13 protein-coding genes and 3 pseudogenes are annotated in these 22,568 nt (G+C 54.6%); 4 read left to right on the top strand and 12 right to left on the bottom strand.

What is annotated here, in order from left to right; genetic code table 11:
- Nucleotides 1-174: 174 nt before the first annotated feature.
- Both ACX1CU_RS00810 and ACX1CU_RS00805 read left to right on the top strand, forming a co-directional pair.
- Nucleotides 175-1,350 carry an efflux RND transporter periplasmic adaptor subunit gene (locus tag ACX1CU_RS00810; RefSeq protein ID WP_459400781.1) on the top strand — a complete coding sequence of 392 codons (1,176 nt, stop codon included), beginning with the start codon at nt 175-177 and terminating at the stop codon, nt 1,348-1,350.
- Nucleotides 1,347-4,433 carry an efflux RND transporter permease subunit gene (locus ACX1CU_RS00805; RefSeq protein ID WP_459400780.1) on the top strand — a complete coding sequence of 1,029 codons (3,087 nt, stop codon included), beginning with the start codon at nt 1,347-1,349 and terminating at the stop codon, nt 4,431-4,433. The genes ACX1CU_RS00810 and ACX1CU_RS00805 overlap by 4 nt, the downstream gene beginning before the upstream one ends.
- A 33-nt stretch (nt 4,434-4,466) precedes the next feature.
- On the opposite strand, the pseudogene rhuM reads toward ACX1CU_RS00805, so the two are convergent.
- From rhuM to tnpA, 5 genes and pseudogenes are all read right to left on the bottom strand, one after another.
- Nucleotides 4,467-4,730 (bottom strand): annotated as a pseudogene (gene rhuM, locus ACX1CU_RS00800) (RhuM family protein); the annotation flags it as partial.
- Nucleotides 4,731-4,754: 24 nt separating this feature from the next.
- Nucleotides 4,755-5,354: an NADPH-dependent FMN reductase gene (locus ACX1CU_RS00795; protein WP_459400779.1), complete on the bottom strand. Its 600-nt coding sequence runs from the start codon at nt 5,352-5,354 to the stop codon at nt 4,755-4,757.
- The gene (locus ACX1CU_RS00790) at nt 5,354-6,550 is read right to left on the bottom strand and encodes an MFS transporter (protein WP_459400778.1); all 1,197 of its coding nucleotides are present in this window, start codon (nt 6,548-6,550) and stop codon (nt 5,354-5,356) included. Before ACX1CU_RS00790 ends, ACX1CU_RS00795 begins: the two co-directional genes overlap by 1 nt.
- 5 nt (nt 6,551-6,555) lie before the next feature.
- Entirely contained in the window at nt 6,556-7,173 is a 618-nt protein-coding gene (locus tag ACX1CU_RS00785; protein ID WP_459400777.1) for a WD40 domain-containing protein, read from the bottom strand.
- Nucleotides 7,154-7,285: an IS66 family insertion sequence element accessory protein TnpA gene (tnpA, locus tag ACX1CU_RS00780; protein WP_459400776.1), complete on the bottom strand. Its 132-nt coding sequence runs from the start codon at nt 7,283-7,285 to the stop codon at nt 7,154-7,156. Before tnpA ends, ACX1CU_RS00785 begins: the two co-directional genes overlap by 20 nt.
- An 86-nt stretch (nt 7,286-7,371) precedes the next feature.
- Here tnpA and ACX1CU_RS00775 point away from each other — a divergent pair.
- Nucleotides 7,372-7,662, top strand: a pseudogene (locus tag ACX1CU_RS00775) (IS66 family transposase); the annotation flags it as partial.
- A 100-nt stretch (nt 7,663-7,762) separates the two neighbouring features.
- Here the strand turns inward: ACX1CU_RS00775 and ACX1CU_RS00770 are convergent.
- The 3 genes and pseudogenes from ACX1CU_RS00770 to ACX1CU_RS00760 form a co-directional block, all read right to left on the bottom strand.
- Nucleotides 7,763-8,317, bottom strand: coding sequence for a hypothetical protein (locus tag ACX1CU_RS00770; RefSeq protein ID WP_459400775.1), 555 nt, complete (start codon nt 8,315-8,317; stop codon nt 7,763-7,765).
- 55 nt (nt 8,318-8,372) lie between these two features.
- A pseudogene (locus ACX1CU_RS00765) lies at nt 8,373-9,199 on the bottom strand (IS3 family transposase); the annotation flags it as partial.
- 188 nt (nt 9,200-9,387) lie between these two features.
- Complete coding sequence (locus ACX1CU_RS00760; RefSeq protein ID WP_459400774.1) at nt 9,388-9,870, bottom strand: transposase; 483 nt, start codon at nt 9,868-9,870, stop codon at nt 9,388-9,390.
- 270 nt (nt 9,871-10,140) lie between these two features.
- Here ACX1CU_RS00760 and ACX1CU_RS00755 point away from each other — a divergent pair, with 270 nt between their 5' ends.
- Entirely contained in the window at nt 10,141-10,485 is a 345-nt protein-coding gene (locus ACX1CU_RS00755) for a SymE family type I addiction module toxin (protein WP_459402903.1), read from the top strand.
- A gap of 47 nt (nt 10,486-10,532) precedes the next feature.
- On the opposite strand, the gene ACX1CU_RS00750 is transcribed toward ACX1CU_RS00755, so the two are convergent.
- From ACX1CU_RS00750 to ACX1CU_RS00735, 4 genes are read right to left on the bottom strand one after another with little or no spacing between them, the layout of a single operon-like run.
- Nucleotides 10,533-10,859 carry a zinc ABC transporter substrate-binding protein gene (locus ACX1CU_RS00750; protein ID WP_459400773.1) on the bottom strand — a complete coding sequence of 109 codons (327 nt, stop codon included), beginning with the start codon at nt 10,857-10,859 and terminating at the stop codon, nt 10,533-10,535.
- A gap of 24 nt (nt 10,860-10,883) precedes the next feature.
- A complete protein-coding gene (locus ACX1CU_RS00745) occupies nt 10,884-19,949 on the bottom strand; it encodes a hemagglutinin repeat-containing protein (protein WP_459400772.1) in 9,066 nt (3,021 codons plus the stop codon).
- A complete protein-coding gene (locus ACX1CU_RS00740; protein WP_459400771.1) occupies nt 19,946-20,500 on the bottom strand; it encodes a toxin-activating lysine-acyltransferase in 555 nt (184 codons plus the stop codon). The genes ACX1CU_RS00745 and ACX1CU_RS00740 overlap by 4 nt, the downstream gene beginning before the upstream one ends.
- Nucleotides 20,500-22,200 carry a ShlB/FhaC/HecB family hemolysin secretion/activation protein gene (locus tag ACX1CU_RS00735; RefSeq protein ID WP_459400770.1) on the bottom strand — a complete coding sequence of 567 codons (1,701 nt, stop codon included), beginning with the start codon at nt 22,198-22,200 and terminating at the stop codon, nt 20,500-20,502. Before ACX1CU_RS00735 ends, ACX1CU_RS00740 begins: the two co-directional genes overlap by 1 nt.
- Between the last annotated feature and the right edge of the window lie 368 nt (nt 22,201-22,568).

Below are 22,568 nucleotides of genomic sequence, written 5' to 3'. Positions count from 1 at the left end.
AGCAACTTGAAGTATGACGGGTATAAATTCACCTGGAGTACAATCTTGCCCTATCAGATAACCTATGGGGTGTTGTTCTTGTCGTGGGAACTCTACGTGTGATTTTGAGATATTTCTTGATTGCCGTAACGATTGATTCTTCGGATAATGCGGCATAGTATCCTGATGAATTAAATGGATTTTTCAATCACCACCACTGGGTTGATAATTAAAATGACGTGGTACAAAAATAGAATTTTTCTCGGCGCTGCTGTCCTCATAATCGGTATCAGCACTTATTTTATCTTTACAATAAGTGCAAACAAACCAGCCCAGAGTGATACTCCGCCAGAGAAACAGGCTGCACTTACCGTTAATATCGAAATACCCCAACAACAGAATTTACCACGCCAAATCAACGCCAACGGTAATATTGCCGCCTGGCAGGAAGCGATCGTCAGTAGTGAGGCTGATGGGTTACGCCTGGCTGATATTTACGTCAATGTCGGCGACCGCGTGCGTAAAGACCAACTTCTTGCGCGTTTTGATCCCGAAACAGTCGCCGCTGACCTTGCCCAAGCAGAGGCGGCTTTAGCAGAAGCTCAGGCAAATAAAGACGAAGCCAGCACTAATGCACAACGTGCACGCCAACTGAAGAATACCGGCGCACTCAGCGAATTGCAGATCGACCAATATCTCGCCGCCGATAAAACAGCACGTGCTCGCGTCCAACAAGCGAAAGCGCAAGTTCAATACCAGCGGTTGCGTATGGAAAAAACGCGCGTTCTGGCTCCCGACGACGGTATTATCTCATCGCGAAGCGCAACTGTTGGTCACGTCGCCAACCGTGGCAACGAGTTATTCCGGCTGATCCGTCAAGAGCGCCTGGAATGGCGCGCAGAACTGACCGCAGCAGAATTACCCTACCTCAAACCGGGTATGAGTGCCGTATTGCGCACCACAGCAGGAACCGAGCTCACTGGCCGCATCCGCGCCCTGGCCCCTGCACTCGATCTGCAAACACGCAACGCCATCGTCTATGTCGATATCACCCCAACGCAGCAACAACAGCTCGGGGTAAAAGCGGGCATGTTTGCCCAAGGGGTGTTCCACGTCGGTGAAATATCGGCACTCACCGTTTCACAATCCGCTCTCGTCTCACGCGAAGGATTTCACTACCTTTTTGCCGTTGATGAAACGGGCAACGTCAGCGAAATTAAAGTCGAAGTGGGTCAGCTATATCAGGGGCGATTTGAGATCCTCACCGGCCTGCGGCCTGATATGCGCATCGTTACCAGCGGTGCCAGTTTCCTCAATCATGGCGAAAGAGTGCGCGTTAACCCCCTCGCCACAGGGGAAACAGCACAATGAATCTCTCTACCTGGTCTATACGTAATCCCATCCCCGCCGCTATGTTGTTTGTGTTACTCACCGTCGCTGGGATCATCAGTTTCCGTAGTATGAAGATCCAACAGTTTCCAGATATCGAGTTACCGATGGTCACCGTCAGCGCCGCCTTGCCGGGCGCTTCGCCGGAACAGTTGGAAAACGACGTGGCGCGCAAACTGGAGGACTCCGTTGCTTCCCTACAGGGGCTAAAACACACCTATACCAAGATCTCCGAAGGCAGCGTGGTTATGACGCTGGAATTTCAACTGGAGAAACCTGTCCAGGAAGCCGTGGATGATACGCGTTCGGCAGTACAGGGTGTGCGCTCTGACCTGCCCAGCGATGTCCGTGATCCTGTTGTACAACGCGTCAATCTGGCCGGAACGCCGGTGCTGGTGTATGCGGTGCGCTCAGAACATTTGGACGAAGAGGCACTGTCATGGTTTGTGGATAACAAGCTGGTGCGCAGCTTGCAGGCGATCCGCGGCGTCGGGGCAGTCAAACGAGTCGGAGGCGTCAATCGTCAGGTCCAGGTTGTGCTCGATCCGTTAAAGCTACAAAGTCTGGGGCTGAGCGCGGCACAAATCTCGCAACAATTGCGTTTAGTGCAGCAGGATGCCCCCAGTGGACGAGCGGAGCTCGGCAACAGCGAACAGACTATCCGCACCCTAGGGGGGCAACACTCCGCCAAGGAGATCGCTGCACTACAGATCCCGCTTAACGATGGGCGTTACGTTAGCCTCGATCAACTTGCAACCGTCACCGACACCGTGGCTGAAGTCCGCGCTTCTGCCTTTGTTGACGGTAAGCCTGTCGTTGGGTTTGAGATCGTGCGTAGCCGCGGGGAGAGCGAGGTAGAAGTTGGCGACGCCGTGGAAAAAGCGTTGGAAAAAATTAAGGCGGAATACCCGCATCTGATTTTCACCCAAGCATTTGACTTCGTCAGCCCAGTCAAAGCGGAGTACAACTCGTCACTCAATCTGCTGTATGAAGGCGCGTTGTTAGCGGTGTTGGTCGTCTGGTTTTTCCTGCGCGAATGGCGGGCTACGTTTATTTCGGCAGTGGCGCTGCCCATGTCGGTGATCCCGGCTTTTTTTGGTATGGCCTTGCTGGGGTTTTCGATCAATGTGATCAGTCTGCTGGCACTGTCGTTGGTGATCGGGGTTCTGGTTGATGACGCGATTGTCGAGATCGAAAACATCGTGCGCCACTTGCGCAGTGGTAAAAGCCCCTATGAAGCTGCGATGGAAGCCGCTGATGAGATTGGCCTAGCGGTGATTGCCACCACTTTTACACTGATCGCCGTTTTCCTTCCTACGGCGTTTATGAGCGGTATTGCAGGCAAATTTTTCAAAGAGTTTGGTTGGACGGCGTCGATCGCCGTTTTTGCTTCGCTGGTCGTTGCGCGAATTCTTACGCCAATGATGGCCGCTTATATGCTCAAGCCCCTGGTGGCAAACGATCGCGATCCGGCCTGGCTCACCCGTTATTTACGCATCGTCAACTGGTGTACTCATCATAAGGTCAAAACGCTGCTTTCTGTCGGGCTATTCTTTATTGCATCGCTGATGTTGATCCCCCTGCTACCTTCTGGATTTATGCCGCCGGATGATAACTCGCAAACTCAAGTGTCTGTTGAGCTGCCGCCAGGATCGACGTTAACCCAGACGGAAGCGATGGCTGAACAGGCTCGTCAGTTGCTCCGTCAGATACCTGAAATACGCAGCGTCTATACCACTATTGGCGCCGGAAGTGCGGGAGGTGACCCTTTCTCCTCCGCCCTGATGGAGCCGCGTAATGCGACCTTGACCATCCAACTCATTGCGCGCAGTGAGAGGGAGCGTAAACAACACATTGAAGCACGCATCCGCGATCTATTGGTACAACTGCCCGGGGTGCGTACCAAAGTGGGCCTAGGTGCATCTGGAGAGAAATATATTCTGGTGCTGAGTGGCGAAGATCCGCGCAGCCTGACGTCCGCCCAACAGGCGGTGCTGCGCGATTTGCGCACGATTCCAGGGTTGGGAAATATCGCGTCTACCGCCAGCCTCGTCCGGCCGGAAGTGGTCATTCGTCCTGACTTTGCCCGCGCAGCCGATCTGGGGGTCAGCAGTGCCGCTATCGGGGAAACGCTGCGGGTCGCCACGCTGGGGGACTATGATATGTCGTTGCCAAAGCTGAATTTGCCCCAAAGGCAACTGGACATCGTGGTGAAACTGGATGATGCAGCACGGCAAGATATCGAAACATTAAAACGTCTTATTATCCCCGGTACTAGAGGCCCGGTGATGCTCAGCCAGGTTGCCGATATCGCGATCGCAAGCGGGCCTGCGGTGATCAACCGCTACGATCGCTCCCGCAATATCAATCTGGAGATCGAACTTTCCAATGTTCCGTTAGGTACCGCGGTAAATGAGGTTAAAAAACTCCCCTCAATACAGAATTTGCCTGCCGGGGTGAGTGTGGTGGAAGTAGGTGATGCTGAAACCATGGGCGAACTCTTTGCCAGCTTTGGGTTGGCCATGCTGATCGGCATCCTCTGTATTTACATCGTGTTGGTGCTGCTGTTCAAACATTTCCTACACCCGGTGACCATCCTTGCCGCACTGCCTTTCTCTTTGGGCGGTGCCTTCGTCGGCCTGTTGGTCGCTGGGCAAAGCTTGTCAATGCCTTCGCTGATTGGGTTGATTATGCTGATGGGGATTGCCACAAAGAACTCTATTCTGCTGGTGGAGTACGCTATTGTGGCGCGGCGTGGCAATGATGGCAGCGACGGGCGGCCAGTTGTAGCTGCCAAACCGCGCCAAGAGGCGCTGATGGATGCCTGCCATAAACGTGCGCGCCCGATCATCATGACCACCGTTGCCATGGGCGCAGGTATGTTGCCCATTGCGATAGGGCTGGGCAATGCCGACCCCAGCTTCCGTTCACCGATGGCCATTGCCGTGATTGGCGGCTTGTTGACCTCAACCGTGCTGAGCCTACTGGTGATCCCGGCGATATTTTTATACGTTGATGACTTTAGCCAGTGGTGTTACCGCAAATTCACTAAAAAGCCGTCTTAGTCACAGATCTGAACGGGCCATTGAATGGCCCGTTCAGATCATGGTGTCGGTTATCCACTGTAGCAAACCGGCGATATCCTTTTCCTCTTCAGCTTCTTTTAAGCGCCGTTGCTGCTCAGCAAATTGGATATATTCAGCCTGCGCTTTTTCATCTGCCATTTTCTTACTGACAGTGCCTGCGCGTTGTAGAACCTCGCGGTCATTAAATTGCAGGAACTGATCCAGCTTTTCCTGCCAGTCACGCAGGAACACCTGCTGGCGACGCCGGGCCTGATCTTCGGCAAAGTCCAGCCACATTTAGGTATGGCGTTCAAAGAAAAGTCACATACCGTATCGGAATTGCTCAAAATCAACGATGCCAGAAGCACGTACTTGAGACAACGCCGCGCCATAGTGCAGCAACAGATTCAGTTGGTAGTCGATCCTTGAGCGCAGTAGCTGCTCATGGTCGTCAGCAGGAAGCGGGGTTCTCAGCGTATTGTTGGCATAGCGTACGATAATATGGTCTGGGAGATAGCAGATATGGTTATTTTTATAGCCGCTACTACGTAGTTCATGGATCGGATAAGCGCCGCCCATACCCGATGATACGCTGACCAACAGCGCTGGTTTATGGCCAACATATTCTGCTTCGCAAAGCAGTAAGAAGTTTTTCAGCATCGGCGGTGCCATGCCGTTCCACTCTGGGGTGACGATGATCAATGCTTCAACATTGCTCAACCGTTCATGGCATTCTTTAAGCACTGACCATTTCTGCTCATTCGTTTCCACATCTTCGTCCCATAGGGGAAGGTTTATTTCAGCTAAATCGATCGTATCGACAAAGTGATTTTTCTGCTGGAGTTGGTGGGCAATATAATTCGCCACATTCCGGGAATTTGATTGCTTTCGATGGCTACCTGTCACGATAGCGATATTCATTACGACCTCCTTATTTTCTGTAGTCGATTGGCATAAAACGACCACAGCATTAAGCTGATAGGGGCGGTGGCGCTGATAATCAGAACATAGGACCAAGCATACTCGTAACTTTCCTGGAATAGGATAACAACCAGTCCAGTCGCAATCACGCGGTTAATCAAGGTGAATAACTGGCCGGTAGAAAAAACGCGCCCGATTTTTTCACTGTCTATTTCGGTAAGAACGACATTCTGACTGCTTATACGTGATGCAGAGTTGAATAAACCAAGGAAGAAAGCCCCGAATAAAATCACTGGTAAGGTGGGAGTGCTGGCGATCAGTAGAACCGTCAAGGCGAAACCGCCGGTAAAGAGGTGAACCAAATTTCTCGCAGAGAATTTGGGGGCCAACCACCCCAACAACAGGCTAACTAAAATGGCACCCAGACCATAAATAATGCCAAAGGAAACGTAAGATTCAATCGAGGCATGCAGTACTTCGTGCATAAATGGAGCCTGAATGACATTAACCACCATGATACAGACAAAGGGTACCGCACCTACCAGAAGATATAGAATGATATTCCGGTTCTCTGGCTGGAACTGAATGAGCGAACGTTTGGGCATCTGAGTGTTGACAGGGGGGCGCCGTTGGTAAGGGATTGTTAACAGAATGAACAGAGAGATGACAATCAGCACGACCAGCAACACAAAAATAGTGTCATAGTTCAAATATGACGATACAGAGATAACTAACAGCGCAGAGATCAAAGTCGATGCTTGCGATTCCATCTCAAGAAGAGAGTTGGTTCGTGATAGGTAATCACCGATGAATATATCTTTAATAAACCCCTGTCGAGCGATATAAAAGATAGCATAATAAAATTGAATGACGAAATAGGAGACAACTAAAGGCAGCATAATACTGAAAGAGAAATACCGGCTGCAAATAGCCAGTATGAAAGCGATGCAAATGATGACATTGAGTACCGTGAGCAGGTTTTTCCTATTGAACTTGTCGACCAGCATGCCGATCCATGGCGTGATGAAGATAAGTATTAATGAAGACATTGTAGCCATCACCGCCAATAGTCTGGGTTGCTCACCTTCATTACTTATATACCAAGGGATGATATACATCCCTATGCTTACGGCTACCGAGGAGAAAAAATTGGATGCTAACAATAAGATTAAGCAAGTGTTTTGCGACAAGTTCATGAGTATCATACCATCTTCAACTGTGTGCCGAGTTTTATCTGCTCATTATGTAGTTCGTATTGTTGAAGATAGCCTGAGCGTCCTAACGTCGCAAATATATTGTCGTTGATATGTATAATGTTTTTCATATAGTTCTCGCTGTTATAGATGCTGTCTAACTGAGTCGCGGACAAACGGTCGTAGAGCCAAATTCTGCGGTTATAAGTGATAAAAACAATATAGTCATCGATGAAAACAAAGTCCTCCACCGTGTTGTCATTAGGGCAGATAAATTCAAGATGATGTTGCCACTGTTCATCAAAGAAGATTTTATGGATGGAACCGCTGTAAGAAATATAAAGCGTCTGGTTATCAAACCACTTGAGGCGTTTTGGCAATCGACAGTCGGTGGTTTCAACGACCCGACTCTGCTCCAAGTCAAATAAATAAATTTTGCCCAGACGTTCCGCAAAGGCCAGCGTAGTGCCATCCGGCGAGACACCCAGAGACCAAATCGGCTCGTCCCCTTGATGAAGAACGGTGATCTGATCGTGGTGATATTGATAGACGGTGCCGTCTTCGCTGGCCAGATAGCAGCACTGACGCTGCGGGCAGTAGCAAACGTCACGAAAAGCGCTGGGCAAATCGTGCGTCGTTCAGGTCATGCTGTCGGCAATAGTGTTTTTTAGACAATCCACTCTGTTGCCAGGTGTCGAGATGTTGTTGCCGTTCACTGTGAGAATACTGTTTTGCCATATTTTGCCTCAGGTTCGTTGTATTGAATGAAGGCAGCATGTGGCAGCAGAGTTTTGCTAGCAATATGAGATCACCGGACGCTTACGAACCAATGGGCAGCGCTGACGTATTATGCCGATGACGGTTGGGCCGAGGTGGACAATAACCTCGCAGAGAATGCCTTGCGGATGGTGAGTCTGGGGCGCAAGAACTTCCTGTTCTTCGGCTCGGATCACGGAGGTGAGCGAGGGGCATTGCTCTACAGCTTGCTGGGGACATGTCGCCTGAATGGAGTTGATCAGCATTATCTACGGCATGTGCTGAATATGATTGCAGACTGGCCGATAAACTGGGTCAGTGAGCTCCTGCCGTGGCGTATAACACTGCCAACGGAATAACTTACCCGACCTTAGTCAATACGGCCTTCGTTGGACGCTTACAAGAGATTTTAACCGCTTCCCTAAATATGTGGGGAGGTTAAGGGACACAGCCTAATCTCTATAAATCATCCTCTGAAATCACATCTATCGCACCACAAGCTTTAAATAACCATTTTAAGGCACCAGACATAAAAGGGGAATCCAGAACGGTTACTTCTATTAAGAAATGACTATTACTTAGCGGTGGATCGAACAATATCGCATTCCACCAAAACCACTCCCTCCCCTCAGGTTCAAGCCAAGATATCCATGACGATAATGTCCATTTATCGTCATGAGAAGCTTCAGTAAGCTTCTCTTCATAAGCGAGACTATTCCATTTTTGGGTTTGTGTTTTCTGTTCAGCCTCAGTTAGCTCTGGTAAACAATTCTCAACAAACCGAGATGGAAGGATACTTGCCCATTCGTCGAGAGAAGGCCAACTTTGCGTTGAATAACTATTCACGGTTAACAGTATTTCTTTCGCTAGACTCAATACTGAAGAAACATCATTACACGACACAATGAATCTGGCTATTCCAACACCAGATGATTTATCCGTATCTTTAGGAGGGTTTTTCAACCTCTCCCTCTCCAATAGGATTTGTCTTAGTAATTCATTATTTATCTGCATTTTTTCCTGTCCCCTGAATGATTTTATCTTGCAGCTCTTTCAGCTTTTCAGGCCTAATTCCATATTGCAACGCATCGCACGCCAGTTGTGCCGTCATCCGCGAGGACATCGACCAGCCGATGACGGCTCGTGACCACAGGTCAATCACCACCGCCAGGTAAAGCCAGCCTTCATCTGTACGCAAGTAAGTAATGTCACCCGCCCATTTCTGATTTGGCCCACAGGCGGTAAGGTCTTGTTTCAACAGGTTTTCTGACACCGGCAAACCATGTTCACGGTAACTGACCGGCCTGAACCGGCGCGAGGCCTTTGCGCGCAGCCCCTGACGGCGCAGGCTGGCTGCGATGGTTTTGACGTTGTACGCCGGAAGCTCATCAGCAAGACGCGGCGCACCATACCGCTGTTTTGCGTCACTGAATGCCTTTCGAACGGCCTCATCGCAGACAAGACGGAACTGCTGACGCGGGGTTATCTGATGTCGACGCAGACGCCAGGCATACCAGCCGCTGCGGGCGACACGGAACACCCGACACATGGCTTTGATGCTGAACTCAGCCTGATGTTTTTCGATAAAGACATACTTCATTTCAGGCGCTTCGCGAAGTATGTCGCGGCCTTTTGGAGAATGGCCAACTCTTCAGCCTGTTCTGCCAGTTGGCGCTTGAGCCGGGCATTCTCGGTCGCAAGTGCCTGCTCACGTTCGGAAGCTGACAGGCTCTGCCGTTGCTTGCTCCGCCAGGTATAAAGTTGCGATTCGTAGAGACCGAGTTCACGCGCGGCTGCGGCCACGCCAATACGTTGAGCGAGCTTAAGCGCTTCGTCCCGAAAGGCGGGCGAGTGTTGTTTACGGGGTTTGCTTTTCGTTGCTGATGGTTTAGTCATGAGTCACCTCTGGGTTACGAGTTTACTCACTTAGTGCCGTGTCCACTATTGCTGGGTAAGATCAGTTTGCCAGCGCTGCCAGGTGCGTACACTGAGCTCAACTTCGCGGCAGGCCACCGCCCGGCGGGCACCGGCAGTGACGGCCTCATTTATCCACGCGATAAACTGCTGCCGTTCCTCGCTGGGTGTCAGTCGTCCTCATCCGTTTCCCCGTAGTAGTCCCTGAGCTTTTTTCTTAACACCAGGATCGCTGCCGCCTCCGCCAGCGCCTTTTCTTTACGCAGCAGTTCCTTTTTCAACTGCTTGTTTTCTTTCTGGCTTTGCTTGAGGGCCGCTTTATCATCACCAGAAGGAACCTGCAAAAAAGCCTGTTTCCATTGCGTTATCTGCGCGGGATAGAGCCCCTTTTTGCGGCAGTATTCGGCGATTTCCGTTTCACTTAACGTGGCAGTTTCCACGATAACGGCGAGCCGCGCTTCGGCGGGCCACTGTTCACTGTTTTTCTCTGCACCGGGCACCGGTTTCCCCTCTGATTTAGCCTGATTGCGCCAATTATAGAGAGTAGCTTCCGATATCCCTTCCATCTGTGCAACAGCCGCGACGGTCATGTTGTACGGCGGCAGCAATTTTGCCAACACGCTGGCTTTACGTTCTGGAGAAATACGTTTCATTTGTCACTCCGTCGCCCTCTGGATCCATTTTTAGAAGGGGGTGACAACTATGCTGACACTGAGGGGAGGCGTCGCACAGCGGCCTTTTGCTGTGCGTCGCCAAACCGTCTGCCCGGTGCGGGGCGGCGACTCGATACTGGCATGACCCAACATCGCCTGTATCCAGCGGATATACTCCAGCCATTCCCCGCGATGCTGCACCCGCTTCACCTCCCGCTGGTACTGATGCAACAGCGCTATCCACACAACGCCCGCCACGGAGGGGAACGCATGAACATCACCTTCACCCCTGAACCGATACCGGAACTGACACTGACAGGCGGCGCGTTGGTCAAGCTCGGTTTTACCACCGGAACCCGGCTGCAACTGACGCTCCAGCATCACCGGCTCTGGATCACTGTCGTCACCGACGAGGCCACCTGGGAAGCACTGTGCGAAGCCAGCCAGGACCGCCAAGATTTGGGCGCGGATTGGGTACGGGAGAACGGCGAACTGATTATCGGCGGCGACTGGCTTACCGAGTCCGGCATTACCGGTGCGGAACAACTGGAAGTGACCGCTGCGCCCGGTGTGAACCGATTGCAGCGGCGGAAAGTGGAGGTTTTTCAAGCCTAAAGCGACATCCCCAGCCAAGGAATAATACCGATTGGCTGGGATTTTTATTATGGACCTTTCCAAAGTAATTTAGATCTTAAATTATCAGGCACCATCTTAAATAACATTTTAATATAATCTATGTGCTGATTATAATTTGGAGATATATCATCATTGCATTTTTCAAAGTAATATTTAGCTTGATTATTTAAAAACCATATATCATGTTCCATAAAATCAGGTATAAGCAATGTATGAGTTATATTGTGCAATAACTCAGCTTCAAAATAACATGATGTATCTCGCCCTTTTTCTCTCTTATCCAGAGACTGAACGTTTCTGATATAAGGCAGAGAAAGAGACAGCATTTTTACATATATCTCGTTCTTTTTCATTGGGATATGCTCTCCATAAAGATATTACTTCCTTGACGGCATCGGTTTTGCTCCTGCTGGAGCATTCTTCGTTTGAGTCCATGAACCGTTTTGCAGCAGTTTCTCTATGTAAGATTTATCCCCCGTTGTTTTATATATTTCCTGAGCAGCCACCATCCGGTGGTTCCCCTCGGATATATAATAATTACCTTTGCTATCTATATAACCTGCAATACGACCTTCAGGTGCATTAAATCTATAACTCCCTGATGTCATATCGTTTTTTATTTGATCTACTTGTTGGGGATTTCTCAACCCTGTTTGCATACTTTTTATGCCGGTTGATACCCCTCCTTGAACTAAATTTGATACTGTCGTTTGAGCAAGTTTCAGAAGGTCTTTACCCAAGATTCCCAAAGATGCTAACACTGCCTGATTCTCTGGGTCTGATGCGTATGATGCAAAACTCATCCAGCCGGGGCTGTTTACATCAATATTTACCAGATCTTGACTGTTCCACTGCTGGACATAGGCTTTAGCTTCCTCGCTGGTCATCACATCCACGCCGGGAATGCTACCCAACCAACTGGGCCGCTCTGTCATCTCAATGCCGCCCTGAGCCAGCTCTTTATCAATCACTACAGCTTCCAGTGGGTTATCTTTCAGCTTCTGATCGGTTTCTGCACTTTGCTTATCGCTGATTTGTTTCCACTTATCAATAACTGCCTGACAGTCGCCACCCGATGCTTTACACGCCTGCATTTCTTTGTCGAACGCAAGGGACTGCGTCGCACTCAGCGCGTTATTCTCCACCGCGTTCTTCCCAGCCTGCCCTCCCGCCACCGCGTCAGCCGTGCTGTCACCCACAATACCACCGACCAAACCTGCTGCCAGGGTTCCCAGCGCACTGATAGTCTGACGCTGTTCTTCCGTCAAATCCTCACGCTTGATACCAGGGTACATCTGCTGGGCGATATATTCCCCCATCACCGCACCTGAAGCACCTGCTAACGCGCTGTTGCCATTAACAGCCGCAGTTACCGCACCGAGAACGGCGTGGGCCATCAGGTTGGCTTCGGTGTTCACTGTCTTGCCGTCCGCACTGGTGGTCATATTGTGGATGACTTCCGCCAGATACGGCGCACTGGCTCCCGCCAGGGCTTTAGCCATATCACCACCGGCCAGTCCCTGAATGGCCGCCGTTGCCGCTTGAATACCCTGCTGTAGTGAGCTGCCGGTGCCATATTGTTTCATGGCGTCTTTATATTCTTTGGTTTCACGCAGTTGCTCGGCTGTCTTATCCGGGTACTTCTCTTTCGCGGCTTTGAGCCCGTTGATATCCCCCTGCGTTCGTGCAATATCAGCCGCCTGACTGCCGATTTCACCAATAAGCTGCGCCTCCCTCAGCCGGTTCTGCTCCTTTTCCTTGTCGAAGATTTTGTCCAACCCAGGATTGGCATTCTCGACGTCTCTGCTGAGATCTTCGACATTCTGGGTCTGCTTGTCTTTGTCACGGATGGTAATGGTGCCTTCACTCACCGCCGACTGCGTCGTTGAACTGGCGCTACCGCTGCCGTTCACCCCGGTCAGCAGACCGTTGGCCATATTCCCCGCGAACTGCCCACCGATAGGGCCACCGCTGCTGATACCCACGCTCTGGTGCTCAACGTCGTATGCGGCCTTGTTCTCGATATTCCCGAACCCCAGCGTACCGGTATCAAGCTTGTTTCTGTCAGCCGTGGCGGTGGAGCCGATAACCGCCCCGTTCAACTGGGTATGCTCACCCACGGTGATATCAAAGCCACCTTTTCCGGCGAACACCCCGGTCTGCTCCTGTACGCTGTCGTAGGTGCTGTGCATCTTGTCACGGCTCAGGTTGACCGAACCACTGGCAGAGCCGAACCCGACGCTGCCGCCCGCACTGGCGTTCTGCTGTTTCGAGTCGTAGTTGTCGCGGTCCTGCTCACTGGTTAAGGTCAGGTTGCGGCCCACATCCATCGTCACCTTCTCACCGCTCACCTGTGCCCCGGTCAGGGTGGTGTCACGCCCGCTGGTAATATTCAGGTTGTTACCGGCGTTCAGCGTGGTCTCGGTGTGAGTCAGCATATTGCCGCTCTCAGAGCCGCTACCTTTGTTGGCGCTGGCGTTCAGCGTCAGGCCATTCTTGCCCTGACCGAAGTTCACGCCAACACCGACAGATCCGCCGTGGCTTTCGTTCTTGCCGTCCACCGTCTGGGTGTTCTGGGCGGAAAGCAGATTGACGTCCCGCGCGGCATTGAGATTGATGTCCTTCCCGGCCTGCAACTGGCTGCCCTGAACGTTGATATCCGTTCCGGTCGAGCGGATGTTCAGATTGTTGCCCGCCGTAAGGGTGCTGCCCTGGCTTTGCGATTGGTTGGTCGTCTGCTCGGATTTAGACGACTGGTTGCCATAGGAGAGGTTCAGCCCCACCAGACTGGTGTTAGTGTCCCCAGCCTCGCGCAGTTCATTGGCCTGGGCGGCCTGTACCCCGCTCAATGCCGCTTTCATGCCCTGCAACGCGGCAAGCCGCCCACTGCTTTCCTTGCTGGCATCGTTGGCGCTCGACACTGCCGAACTCACCGCACTGCCCACCGTACCAGAGAGCGCCAGCGTCAGACCGCTCTGTTTCTGCTCCACCACATGCTTCTGGGTGCTCTGGTTTTCTGCGGCCAGGACATTCACTTCCTTGCCGGTCAGGTTGATATCTTTTCCGGCCAGCACGTCAGAACCCTGAACCGTCAGGGTGTTGCCTGCATTGAGGGTCACATTCCCCTGGGTGCTGCCCACGGTGCTGCCGACGCTGGTCTGGGATTTGCCGTCATCGGTGGTTTTGGTGTCATTGGTGCCATAGCTGAAACCAATGCCGCCGGTGCCAGAGAGCCCGCTTTTCTTCTCTTGCAGCAGATGGGTTTCATCCCGCTGCTCGGTTGCCGCCTGCAGGCTCAGATTGTTACCGGCGGAAAGAGCCACATCTTGCGTAGCAGCCACGCTGCTGCCCGTGACGGTCAAATCACGTCCCGCCTGCATGCTCACGCTGTCGCCACTCAACTGGCTACCGTTGACGGTCTGTTGGCTAATGGTATCCCGCGACTCGGTGGTGGTTTTCGAGAGCATGCCGCTGCTGCCGGTGGCCTTGTAATGCTGGTCCAGTGTGGTGGTATCGACCCCATGCTGAATGTTGATATCGTTACCCGCCGCCACACTGAGTTTTTCACCGGCAGAGACGTTGCCTGCGGTGATATTCACGTCGTGTCCGGCACCCAACTGAACGTTTCCTGCACCGACCACTTCGCTGCCGACCTGCTGGCTGCTGGAATGATGCTGCCAGTTGTCGCCCCAGTTGAGGTTGTCTGTGCTGCCAGTGGTCACCGTATTGAGGTTCAGGTCACGTCCGGCGGTGATGGACGTGCTGCCGCCTTCACCGCTGTTGACCACCTGCGCCGCCGTCAGATTCACATCGCGCCCGGCCTGCAACGCTAGCGTGCCATCCGGTTGCTGCACATACAGCCCGGCGACGCGATCCAGCGTGTTACGCACAAAATCGCCACCAGTGCTCTCGGCGCTGCGGGTGGTGGTAATGGCGTTGATATCCCGCCCGGCGGTCGCCACCAGGCTCTGTTGCCCGGCGATCACGCCGCCGACGTTATTGATATCGGTGCGCGCTTTCAGCGCCACATCGTTACCCTGGATCAACCCGCCCAGGTTATTGATGTTCTCCGCCAGGATCTGCGTGCTCTGCTGACCGTTGATGCGTCCGCTGTTGGTCAGATCGCCGCTCAGGTTCAGGCCGACATTTTTCCCGGCCAGCAACGCGCCGCTGCCGTCCAAATCCCCCGCCTTGACGGTGGCATACACCTGCGGCACCAGCACCTGCTGGGTGCTGCCGTCTGGTAACGTCACGGTCTGCGCCACCAGCCAGACGATATCTCCCGTCAGCAGCGCCATCTGTTCGGCAGTCAGCGCCACGCCCAGCGTCAGGTTGTATTTCTTGCCGAATTCCACCCCGTTGTTCATCAGGGCTTTGTACTGCTCTTCGTCGTTCTGGAAGCCGTCGAGATAACGGTTGCCGGTCAGGGCGATCACCTGTTCGCGGATCAGCCGTTGCTCGTAATAGCCATCCCCCAGGCGTTTCAACACGCTGTTCGGATCGGTGGTGAAGGCGTTCATCATGTAATCCGAGCCCAGCCACTGTTTCTGGTTGGTGAAGCGCGGATCGGTTTCCACCAGATACGGACTGCTTTCCGGGCGTACCTGGAACAGGCTGTTGTCCGGCAGTTGGGTGTTCGGCCCCACCAGGCGCACCACCTTGCCCGAATCGCCAAGGCTTACCTCGAAGGTTTTGCCCGCAGGCAGGGTAATCGCCCCCGGCACCACAGGCAGCAGGTTGCCTGCACCCGGCCCGGCAATCGGCGCGGCATTAATGCCTGCTGCACCCTGGATATCGCCATTGATATCGGCCTGCTGCTGGGCATCAATCACCAGATTGCTGCCTTGGCCCTGGGTGTATTCTGCCAGGGTGCTGGGCTTCAGGGTGATGCCCTGGATCACCGTCGGCGGTTGGTAATCAACGTCGTCGACATTGGAGGAGTCACCGCCTTTGCTCTGATGGCGTGAATAGTAGGTGGCAACACCGACGTCGCTGATCTGGCGGTTGGCTTCCACCTCGACGTTATCCAGCGTTCCAGCCTGCAGCGCGAGTGCGCCACCGGCAATGATTTGGCTCTTGTCGTTGAGTACGCTGCCCGCATTGATGCTGAGATTGCCCCCGGCAATGATTTTCGCTGGGTCGGACTCTTTCACCCGATCTTCAGTGATGGTGCGGGTGTAGTCGTAATGGGTAAAACGGTCGCCGTCGGTGGTGTGGCAGATCACCCCTTCGATACACAGGACGTTCACTTCGTCCTGGTAGATGTAGATGGTGTAATCCTTGTCGTTGTAACGCACGCCGTTATTGAGGCGGGCCACTTCGTATTCGGAGATTTGATCCTGGGAAACCAATACGTTTTCCAGCGAGAAGTGGTCGTTGATGTTGTTGATCTGCCCAATATTGAGCGCCATATCCCCGGCAGATTCAATCGTGGAACTGTGGTTATTCAGTACCCCGCCCTGGCCGATGGCCTGATAGTTACCATCCAGCGCCCCACCTATTGCCATGAAACCATCGCTGTAAATCAGCGCATGGTCGCGGTTGTTGAGTGTACCGACACCCAGATCCAGCCGTTGCCGGGCCGCGATAGTCGCCGCCTGGCCGTTCTCCGCCAGGTTGTTCAATGTTCCAGCCTGGATAGCGAGCGCATCGCCATAAATACGGCCACTGCCGATATTGTTGACGGTGGTGCCGTTGAGGCGGGTATAGAAACCGTCAATCAGGCCGTAGTTGGTCAGGGTCTGGGTGGCGGTGAGTTGCGTAGTGCCTGCGCTGATTTCCGCAGTGGCACTGTTGAACAGGTTGGTGGCGGTCAGATCCAGTTGGTTACCTGCCTGGATCAGCGACTGGTTGGTCAGAGTGCCCTGGGTGGTCAAGCTCAGGTCATGGCTCGCCTGGATTGACCCGGTATTGAAGAAATCCTGCGCCAGCGTGAGCGACATGTCCCCCAGCGACAGCTGCGAGCCGTCGCCAGTCAGGGAACCGCTGTTCAACGTGAGTTGCTGGCCTGCTTCCATGGCCCCAGCGCTGTTGGTGATCTGTTGGGCCTGGGTGTGCAGGCTGTTCTGTGCACTGAGTAGGCCCGCGCTGTTGTTCAGGCTGCCACTCAGGTTGAGCGTCAGCGCATCATCCACGCGCAGCGCGCCCTGGCTGTTGTCGACATCCACCGCATTCAGCGTCAGGCTACCGCCCTGAATGCCATGTTGTGCATCGAGAGTATTCTGGTTGAAGATGTTGGCGGCGTTCAGGGTGACATTCAGTGCCCCCTGGATCAGCCCAGCCCCGTTGTCGATCACCGATTGAGCCGCATTAAGCGCCATATTACCCAGCGCCTGGATCTGGCCCTGCTGGTTGTTGATTTGGCTGGCGGTGAGATCCAATGTGCCTTTGCTGAACAGGTTGCCTTGTTGGCTGTTGTCGAACGCAGCGGTATTGAGCGCCATCGCCCCGCCAGAGGCCAGCAGCCCGTGCTGGTTGTTCACCTCGGCGGAAGTCAGCGACAGATCACCCTGCGCACTGAAGGTGCCGTGCTGGTTATCGAGCACAAAGCCTTGGGTATCCCATTGTAAATCCTGACCGGACTGCAAGGTACCCCAGGCGTTATTCAGCGCCTGCGTCAGGGCATGGATACTGCCCAGTGCGGCGATCTGGCCCTGTTGGTTATTGACGGCCCCGGAGGTCAGGGTCAGTTGCTGGTTACCGATCAGCACACCCTGCCGGTTATCCAGCGCAGCGGTTTTAAGCGTCAGCGAACCTTGGCTGGTGATGCCGCCCTGGTCACCGCTGTGGGTGTTGCTGAGGGTTCCACCTTGAGTGTCGATCAATAGGTCAGCAGCGCTTTGCAGCAGGCCACCATCATCGTTGAGCAGCCCGGTGTTAAACAGTGACAAATTACTGAGAGAAGCCAGTTGGCCGCTCCGGTTATCCAGTAACCCAGTGTGCAATACCGTATCGCCACCGCCCACCAGCTTGCCCTGGCGGTTATCCACTGCACCGCTGGAAAGCGACAGCGCACCGGTTGCGCCGATCAATCCGCCTGCCGAGTTATTAATTGCTTGGCCGTGGGTATTCAGCGTCAGTGCCGCACCGGACTGGAGGTTGCCCGCCTGGTTGTTGAGGGCGCCGCTGCTGAGCGTCAGCCCTTTGTCCGCGAGAATTTTGCCTGCGGCGTTGTTGATATTGCCGGTCTGGGCATTCAGGGTGCTGGCGGCAATCTGGCCATGGCTGTTGTCGAGGTTGCCGGTCGCAAGCTGCATATCGCCTGCACTAACAATGCCGCCCTGTGCGCCGCTGTTGCGGTTCAGCACCTCGGCACCGCGACTGTTCAAGCTCAGTGCTGAACCCGCCTGCATCAACCCACCGGTGTTATCCACCGCACCGCTGAGCGAGATCAAACGGCCATCGGCGGCAATCAGGCCATCACGGTTGTTCAGCGCACCATCCAGGGTCAGCGTTACATCGTGCTTGTCGTCAGCAATTAACTGGCCCTGCTGGTTATTGAGGGTTCCGGCGGTCAGCGCTAACGCGCCGTTAGAGAAGATTTCCCCCTCCTGATTGTCGAACAGATCGGTGACGTTGAGGTTCAACGTGCCGCTGCCGGTCTGGGTCATCTGCCCGCCACGGTGCGACAGGCTACCGGCGTTGAGGGTGATATTTCCCGCCTGGGTAGCGGTGTTATCCAGTTGCAGTTGGGTACCGCTGAGCGCCAGACTGCCGTTGGACAGTACCGCACCCTCATCACCGTTCATCTGCGTAGCCTGAATGGTCAACGCACCGTCACCTGCATGCACAAGGGTGCCCTGCTGGTTGTTGAGGTTGGCGGTATTGAGCGTCAGGTTTTTACCGTTGCTGGCGATAGTGCCTGCGCGGTTGTTGATGCTGCTGGCGTGGGACAGCGTCAGATCCTGCTGCCCGAGCTGCTGCACGGTACCCTGCTGGTTGGAGAGGACCTTGGCGGTCAGCGCAAGCTGGTCGGCACTGAGTTTACCGCCGTCGTTATTGAGCATCCCGCCGGTACGCGCAGAGAGTGTTTGCGTTGCCGCCAGATTGGCCCCGGCGGTGCTGATATCGCCCACCGTGGCCTGAAGATCGAGAGTGTTGCCATAGGTCTGGCTACCGCTGAAATCCAGCGCGGTGCCGGTGGCGGAAAGTTGCCCCGCCGCCGAGTTTTGCCCGTTAGCGGTGAGTTGCCCCTGGCTGTTGAGCGTCAGGTTACCGCTGCTGCCGAGTTTGCCATCGCTGGCCATCCCCGCTGCCAACACCCCTTGTGAGGTACTGTTGATACTGGCTGCGGTAAGCCGGGTGTTGCCTTGTGCTGCCACAATCCCGCTGTTGGTCAGCGCGCCACGGCTCTGAACCTGGGTATTCGCTCCGGCGTACAGCTTGCCGCTGTTATTGATATCCTCGGTGGTCGTCACTTGGACGGTCTGAGAAGCGGTAATCGCCCCGCTGTTGGTGAGTGTGCCATCCGCATTGACCACCACGTCACCGGCGATGGCATTGAGCGCCCCGGCATTGTGCACGCCGACCCCGGCCTCGGTGCCCAGCAGGCGGATTTTATTGGCGTACATGCCGCCCAGTTGGGATACATCCACCGCCACCTGTGGGCGTGGGCTGCCGTCAGCGGTCTTTGCTGCGACAGTTTGATGTGCGGCATCCACCTGGTTGCGCCCGGTGGTCACCGCCAGATCGTTGGCCCACAGCCCGGCATTGATCTTGACAGAACGGGCAATCAGGTCGGTATGATCCTGCAGGCTGCTGTCCAGCCCCTTGCCCTGAATGACGATTTCGCCGCGTTCGACGTTGTAACCGGTCAGTTGGCCGTTGGTCATCTGCGCCTGGCCGGTGGTGAGCGTGGCGCGGTTGGCGTTGATAAAGCCGCAGCCGCTACAGGTAATGCCTGCCGGGTTGGCGATCACCACCTGCGCTTTCTGCCCAGCGACTTCGATAAAGCCGTTCAACTGGCTCGGGTCACGGGCGTTGACTTCATTAAGAATGACTTTAGCTTCACCCTTCGCCAGCCAAGGGTTGGCGGTCACCATTCCGGCGATCTGGGTCTGGGTGTTGAGGTGGCTGTTGTTGAGCACCACGCCCTTGTTATCGACGTCGAACTGGCTATAGACGTTGCGCGAAACACCCTCGGCGCTTGGCGTCTGGATATTGACCTGCGGCGTGCCGTTGGCACTGCTGATGATGGTCGGCTGCTGGTTGCCCGGCGCGCTGCCATCGGCCACGATATTGGCCTGCACCGGCTGAATGGCCCCCAGGGCCAGCAGCAGGGCGAAACACACACCGTGAACTTTACCGACCATTTGGTTGAGGGTGTGGCCCGTGCCGGACGGCGACGGCGCGGCTCCCGCACGGCCTGCCCCGGCGATATCGGGCACCACCATCAGCATGCCACGTGCCTGGTTAAAAATGAGTCGGTATAAATTCTTGTTCACGGCAACATCCTTGATTGGTCTTGCGGGTATTCGGGTAGAGAAACAGATAATGGGTTGGCCGCCCGCCAGGCGCGAGCCTGCGCGTGACTGACCTGGTCACCCTTGAAATTCATCACGCGTTTACCGCGTTGTGCGCCACGGTGATAAAGGGAACGAAAACAGTGCTCAGGGAACAGTGCGGCCCCCACCAGGCGGCGCATTGCCCGGACATCGCCAAACGGCGCGATCCAGTCACGGAGCCACAGGCGATCGCCGCTGGCCCAGTCATCTTCCTGCACCAGGATGGCGGGTTGCGTGAGATAGCGCGCTTCCGCCTCAACGCTCAGCCACATCCAACTGAGGAAAAACAGCGGCTGTGTACCCCGGCTGACCAGCATGTAGTGCTGGTGTTTGATAATCGGCAGCAGCACCGTGGGCAACGCGTGCAGCGGCACATCCCGGTGCTGCGGCGAGTGCATCCACAACCACACGGCGGCCCCGAGCACCTCGGCCTCACTGCGATCCCCGCCTAACATCAGTGGGGCATGGACGTCATAAGCACCTATCTGCATCAAAAATCCCAGTTCAGGGTGAAACCCAGCGTGACCGGGCTGGTATCAAAACCATCCGGTTTGGAGAGAGGTACCCCGGCAAACAGGTCATAACGGGTCTTGAAGGCGCCGCCACGCACGCCGATCACGCTACCGGCCAGATTGGTGCCCACCAGACCTTCGGTACCGCGACCGCTGACATGGCCGTAGTCCGCCCCCAGGTACAGCTCCTGATTAGGGACCGGCGTGCTCCAGGCCAGTTCGTTGCGCACCGTCCAGCCTGCGTTGGCATTAAGGGTACGCTCACCGTCAAAGCCGCGCACCGTAAAGCGGCTGCCGATGGCAAACTGGTCCTGCGGCGTCAGCGGGGTGTTACTCATCTGGCGCTGATACTGAACGTTGTAACGGAAGGTCTGCTTGCCCAGCGCAAACGGCACGTTCAGCTGGCTGGAAAGTTGGATAATCTTGCTCAGCGCGGTCGCTTCACCGTAATACTCTTCCGGCGCAGGCAGTGCCCCGAACCAGCGGGTGCCACGCTGATAGCTGATACCGGCGTCCAGTGTGGACTGTTGAATAAAGTGACGATGTTGCAGCCCCATGCGCCAGGCGGCAGTACGGCGGCGTTGCACTTCTATTTCGGTATCATTGATGTAGTTTTTCGCGCCACGCGTCAGGATATCGTAGGTAAAGGTGGTTTTCTGGCTGCCGCTGCGGTGCAGTACGCGGCTCAGTTGCACGGTCAGGTTCTGGCTGTCGCCACGGTAACGGTAATCCCCGTTCAGCCCGGCCACGGTCTGGTGATAGTCGTAGTCGTTGGCGGTCACTGACAGCATCGCGTAGCGGAACGGCACCGAGTAATGAGCGGTGATGTTTTTGCTGCTCTTGGCATTGCCGGGTTGCAGCGCACGCGTGCCGGAGATGTAGAACAGGTCGCTGAGGGACAGCGGATTATCCAGCGAGAAGGTCAATCCCCCCTGGTAACGCCCGGTGCCTTTCGAACCGGAGTCGTCCAGCGACGCGCCCAGCCGCCAGATTTTAGCCTGCTGCCAGTTGAGCTGAATATCGCTTTCGCCTGGTTTTTCACCGGGGACGATTTCCATGCTGGCCTGCACGGTCGGCAGACGTTGCAGGTTCTCCAGCCCCTGCTCAATATCGCGCAAATCCAGTAATTGACCGGTGCGCGGCGGGAACGCATTGAACAGGCTGACATACTGGCCGCTGTCCGGCGTCAGTTTCACCTGGCGGATAAAACCGGGCAGGATTTTCAGTTGTAGCGTGCCGCTCTTTAAATCCTGCTGCGGGGCCAGCACGCGGGTGGTGATATAGCCGTGATCCACCAGGCGGTTCTGCATAGTGCTCATCAGCAGGTTGATACCCTTGCCCCCCAGACACTGACCCTGCGCCTGATTGGCGATGCGTTGTAACGGCAACCAGCGTGGCAACGCTTCCTGACCGCTCAATTCCACGCGATCGATATTGAAGCAGGGTTTTTCCAGCGGGAACATCAGGCGGCCCAAGCGCGAAGCCGGGGGCAACAGACGCACATCGGGCGTAGGGGGCAACAGCTGCTGTTCCAGCGCGCGTTGGCGCTGCTGCTGCAAGATCACTTGTTCGTTGTTATTGAGGGCGGAGGCGGCCTGAGAAAAGGGCGATGTTATCAGAAGCAAAGGGGTCACAATCACGCAGGCATGAGAACCGCGCGGCAAACGAAGGAACAACATCAACCTATCCTTGTTGGAAAACGCTTAATATTTGCTTATATAAATTTGCGCGAATATTAACCATGGGGGGATTTGTTTGCAACGACTATTCAGCCGTACCTCAATAAAGATCTGAACGTTGCTTGCCCTTCTGGATTTGAGTGGTGTGTCGTTATTGCCACGCCTTCACTGCCTGTCTCGTCACACTGAGGTGGTTGAACATTCATCATGCGTTACCCTATACTCCCGCCCGGTTTATAACCCATGGATGTCGGGATGCCCATAATGCGCCATCTGTCATCCTGTGGCGGTAAAGCAGGGATGCACACCTCGTTTATTTCAGTCTCAGGTTCATCCTCTTTTTCCCGTCAATTGCTTATTCGATTTCG

The organism is Serratia sp. D1N4, from assembly GCF_054552755.1.
Note: the sequence above shows the minus strand (reverse complement) of the source record. Positions and strands in the feature narration are given on the sequence as shown.

Excerpts from the sequence above, each read along its gene's own strand:
- ACX1CU_RS00755 (WP_459402903.1), top strand. The coding sequence starts at position 10,141 with ATGAACATCACCTTCACCCCTGAACCGATACCGGAACTGACACTGACA.
- ACX1CU_RS00750 (WP_459400773.1), bottom strand. The coding sequence starts at position 10,859 with ATGAAAAAGAACGAGATATATGTAAAAATGCTGTCTCTTTCTCTGCCT.
- ACX1CU_RS00810 (WP_459400781.1), top strand. The coding sequence starts at position 175 with ATGGATTTTTCAATCACCACCACTGGGTTGATAATTAAAATGACGTGG.
- tnpA (WP_459400776.1), bottom strand. The coding sequence starts at position 7,285 with ATGGCAAAACAGTATTCTCACAGTGAACGGCAACAACATCTCGACACC.
- ACX1CU_RS00760 (WP_459400774.1), bottom strand. The coding sequence starts at position 9,870 with ATGAAACGTATTTCTCCAGAACGTAAAGCCAGCGTGTTGGCAAAATTG.
- ACX1CU_RS00790 (WP_459400778.1), bottom strand. The coding sequence starts at position 6,550 with ATGAACTTGTCGCAAAACACTTGCTTAATCTTATTGTTAGCATCCAAT.
- ACX1CU_RS00740 (WP_459400771.1), bottom strand. The coding sequence starts at position 20,500 with ATGCAGATAGGTGCTTATGACGTCCATGCCCCACTGATGTTAGGCGGG.
- ACX1CU_RS00795 (WP_459400779.1), bottom strand. The coding sequence starts at position 5,354 with ATGAATATCGCTATCGTGACAGGTAGCCATCGAAAGCAATCAAATTCC.
- ACX1CU_RS00735 (WP_459400770.1), bottom strand. The coding sequence starts at position 22,200 with ATGTTGTTCCTTCGTTTGCCGCGCGGTTCTCATGCCTGCGTGATTGTG.
- ACX1CU_RS00805 (WP_459400780.1), top strand. The coding sequence starts at position 1,347 with ATGAATCTCTCTACCTGGTCTATACGTAATCCCATCCCCGCCGCTATG.
- ACX1CU_RS00770 (WP_459400775.1), bottom strand. The coding sequence starts at position 8,317 with ATGCAGATAAATAATGAATTACTAAGACAAATCCTATTGGAGAGGGAG.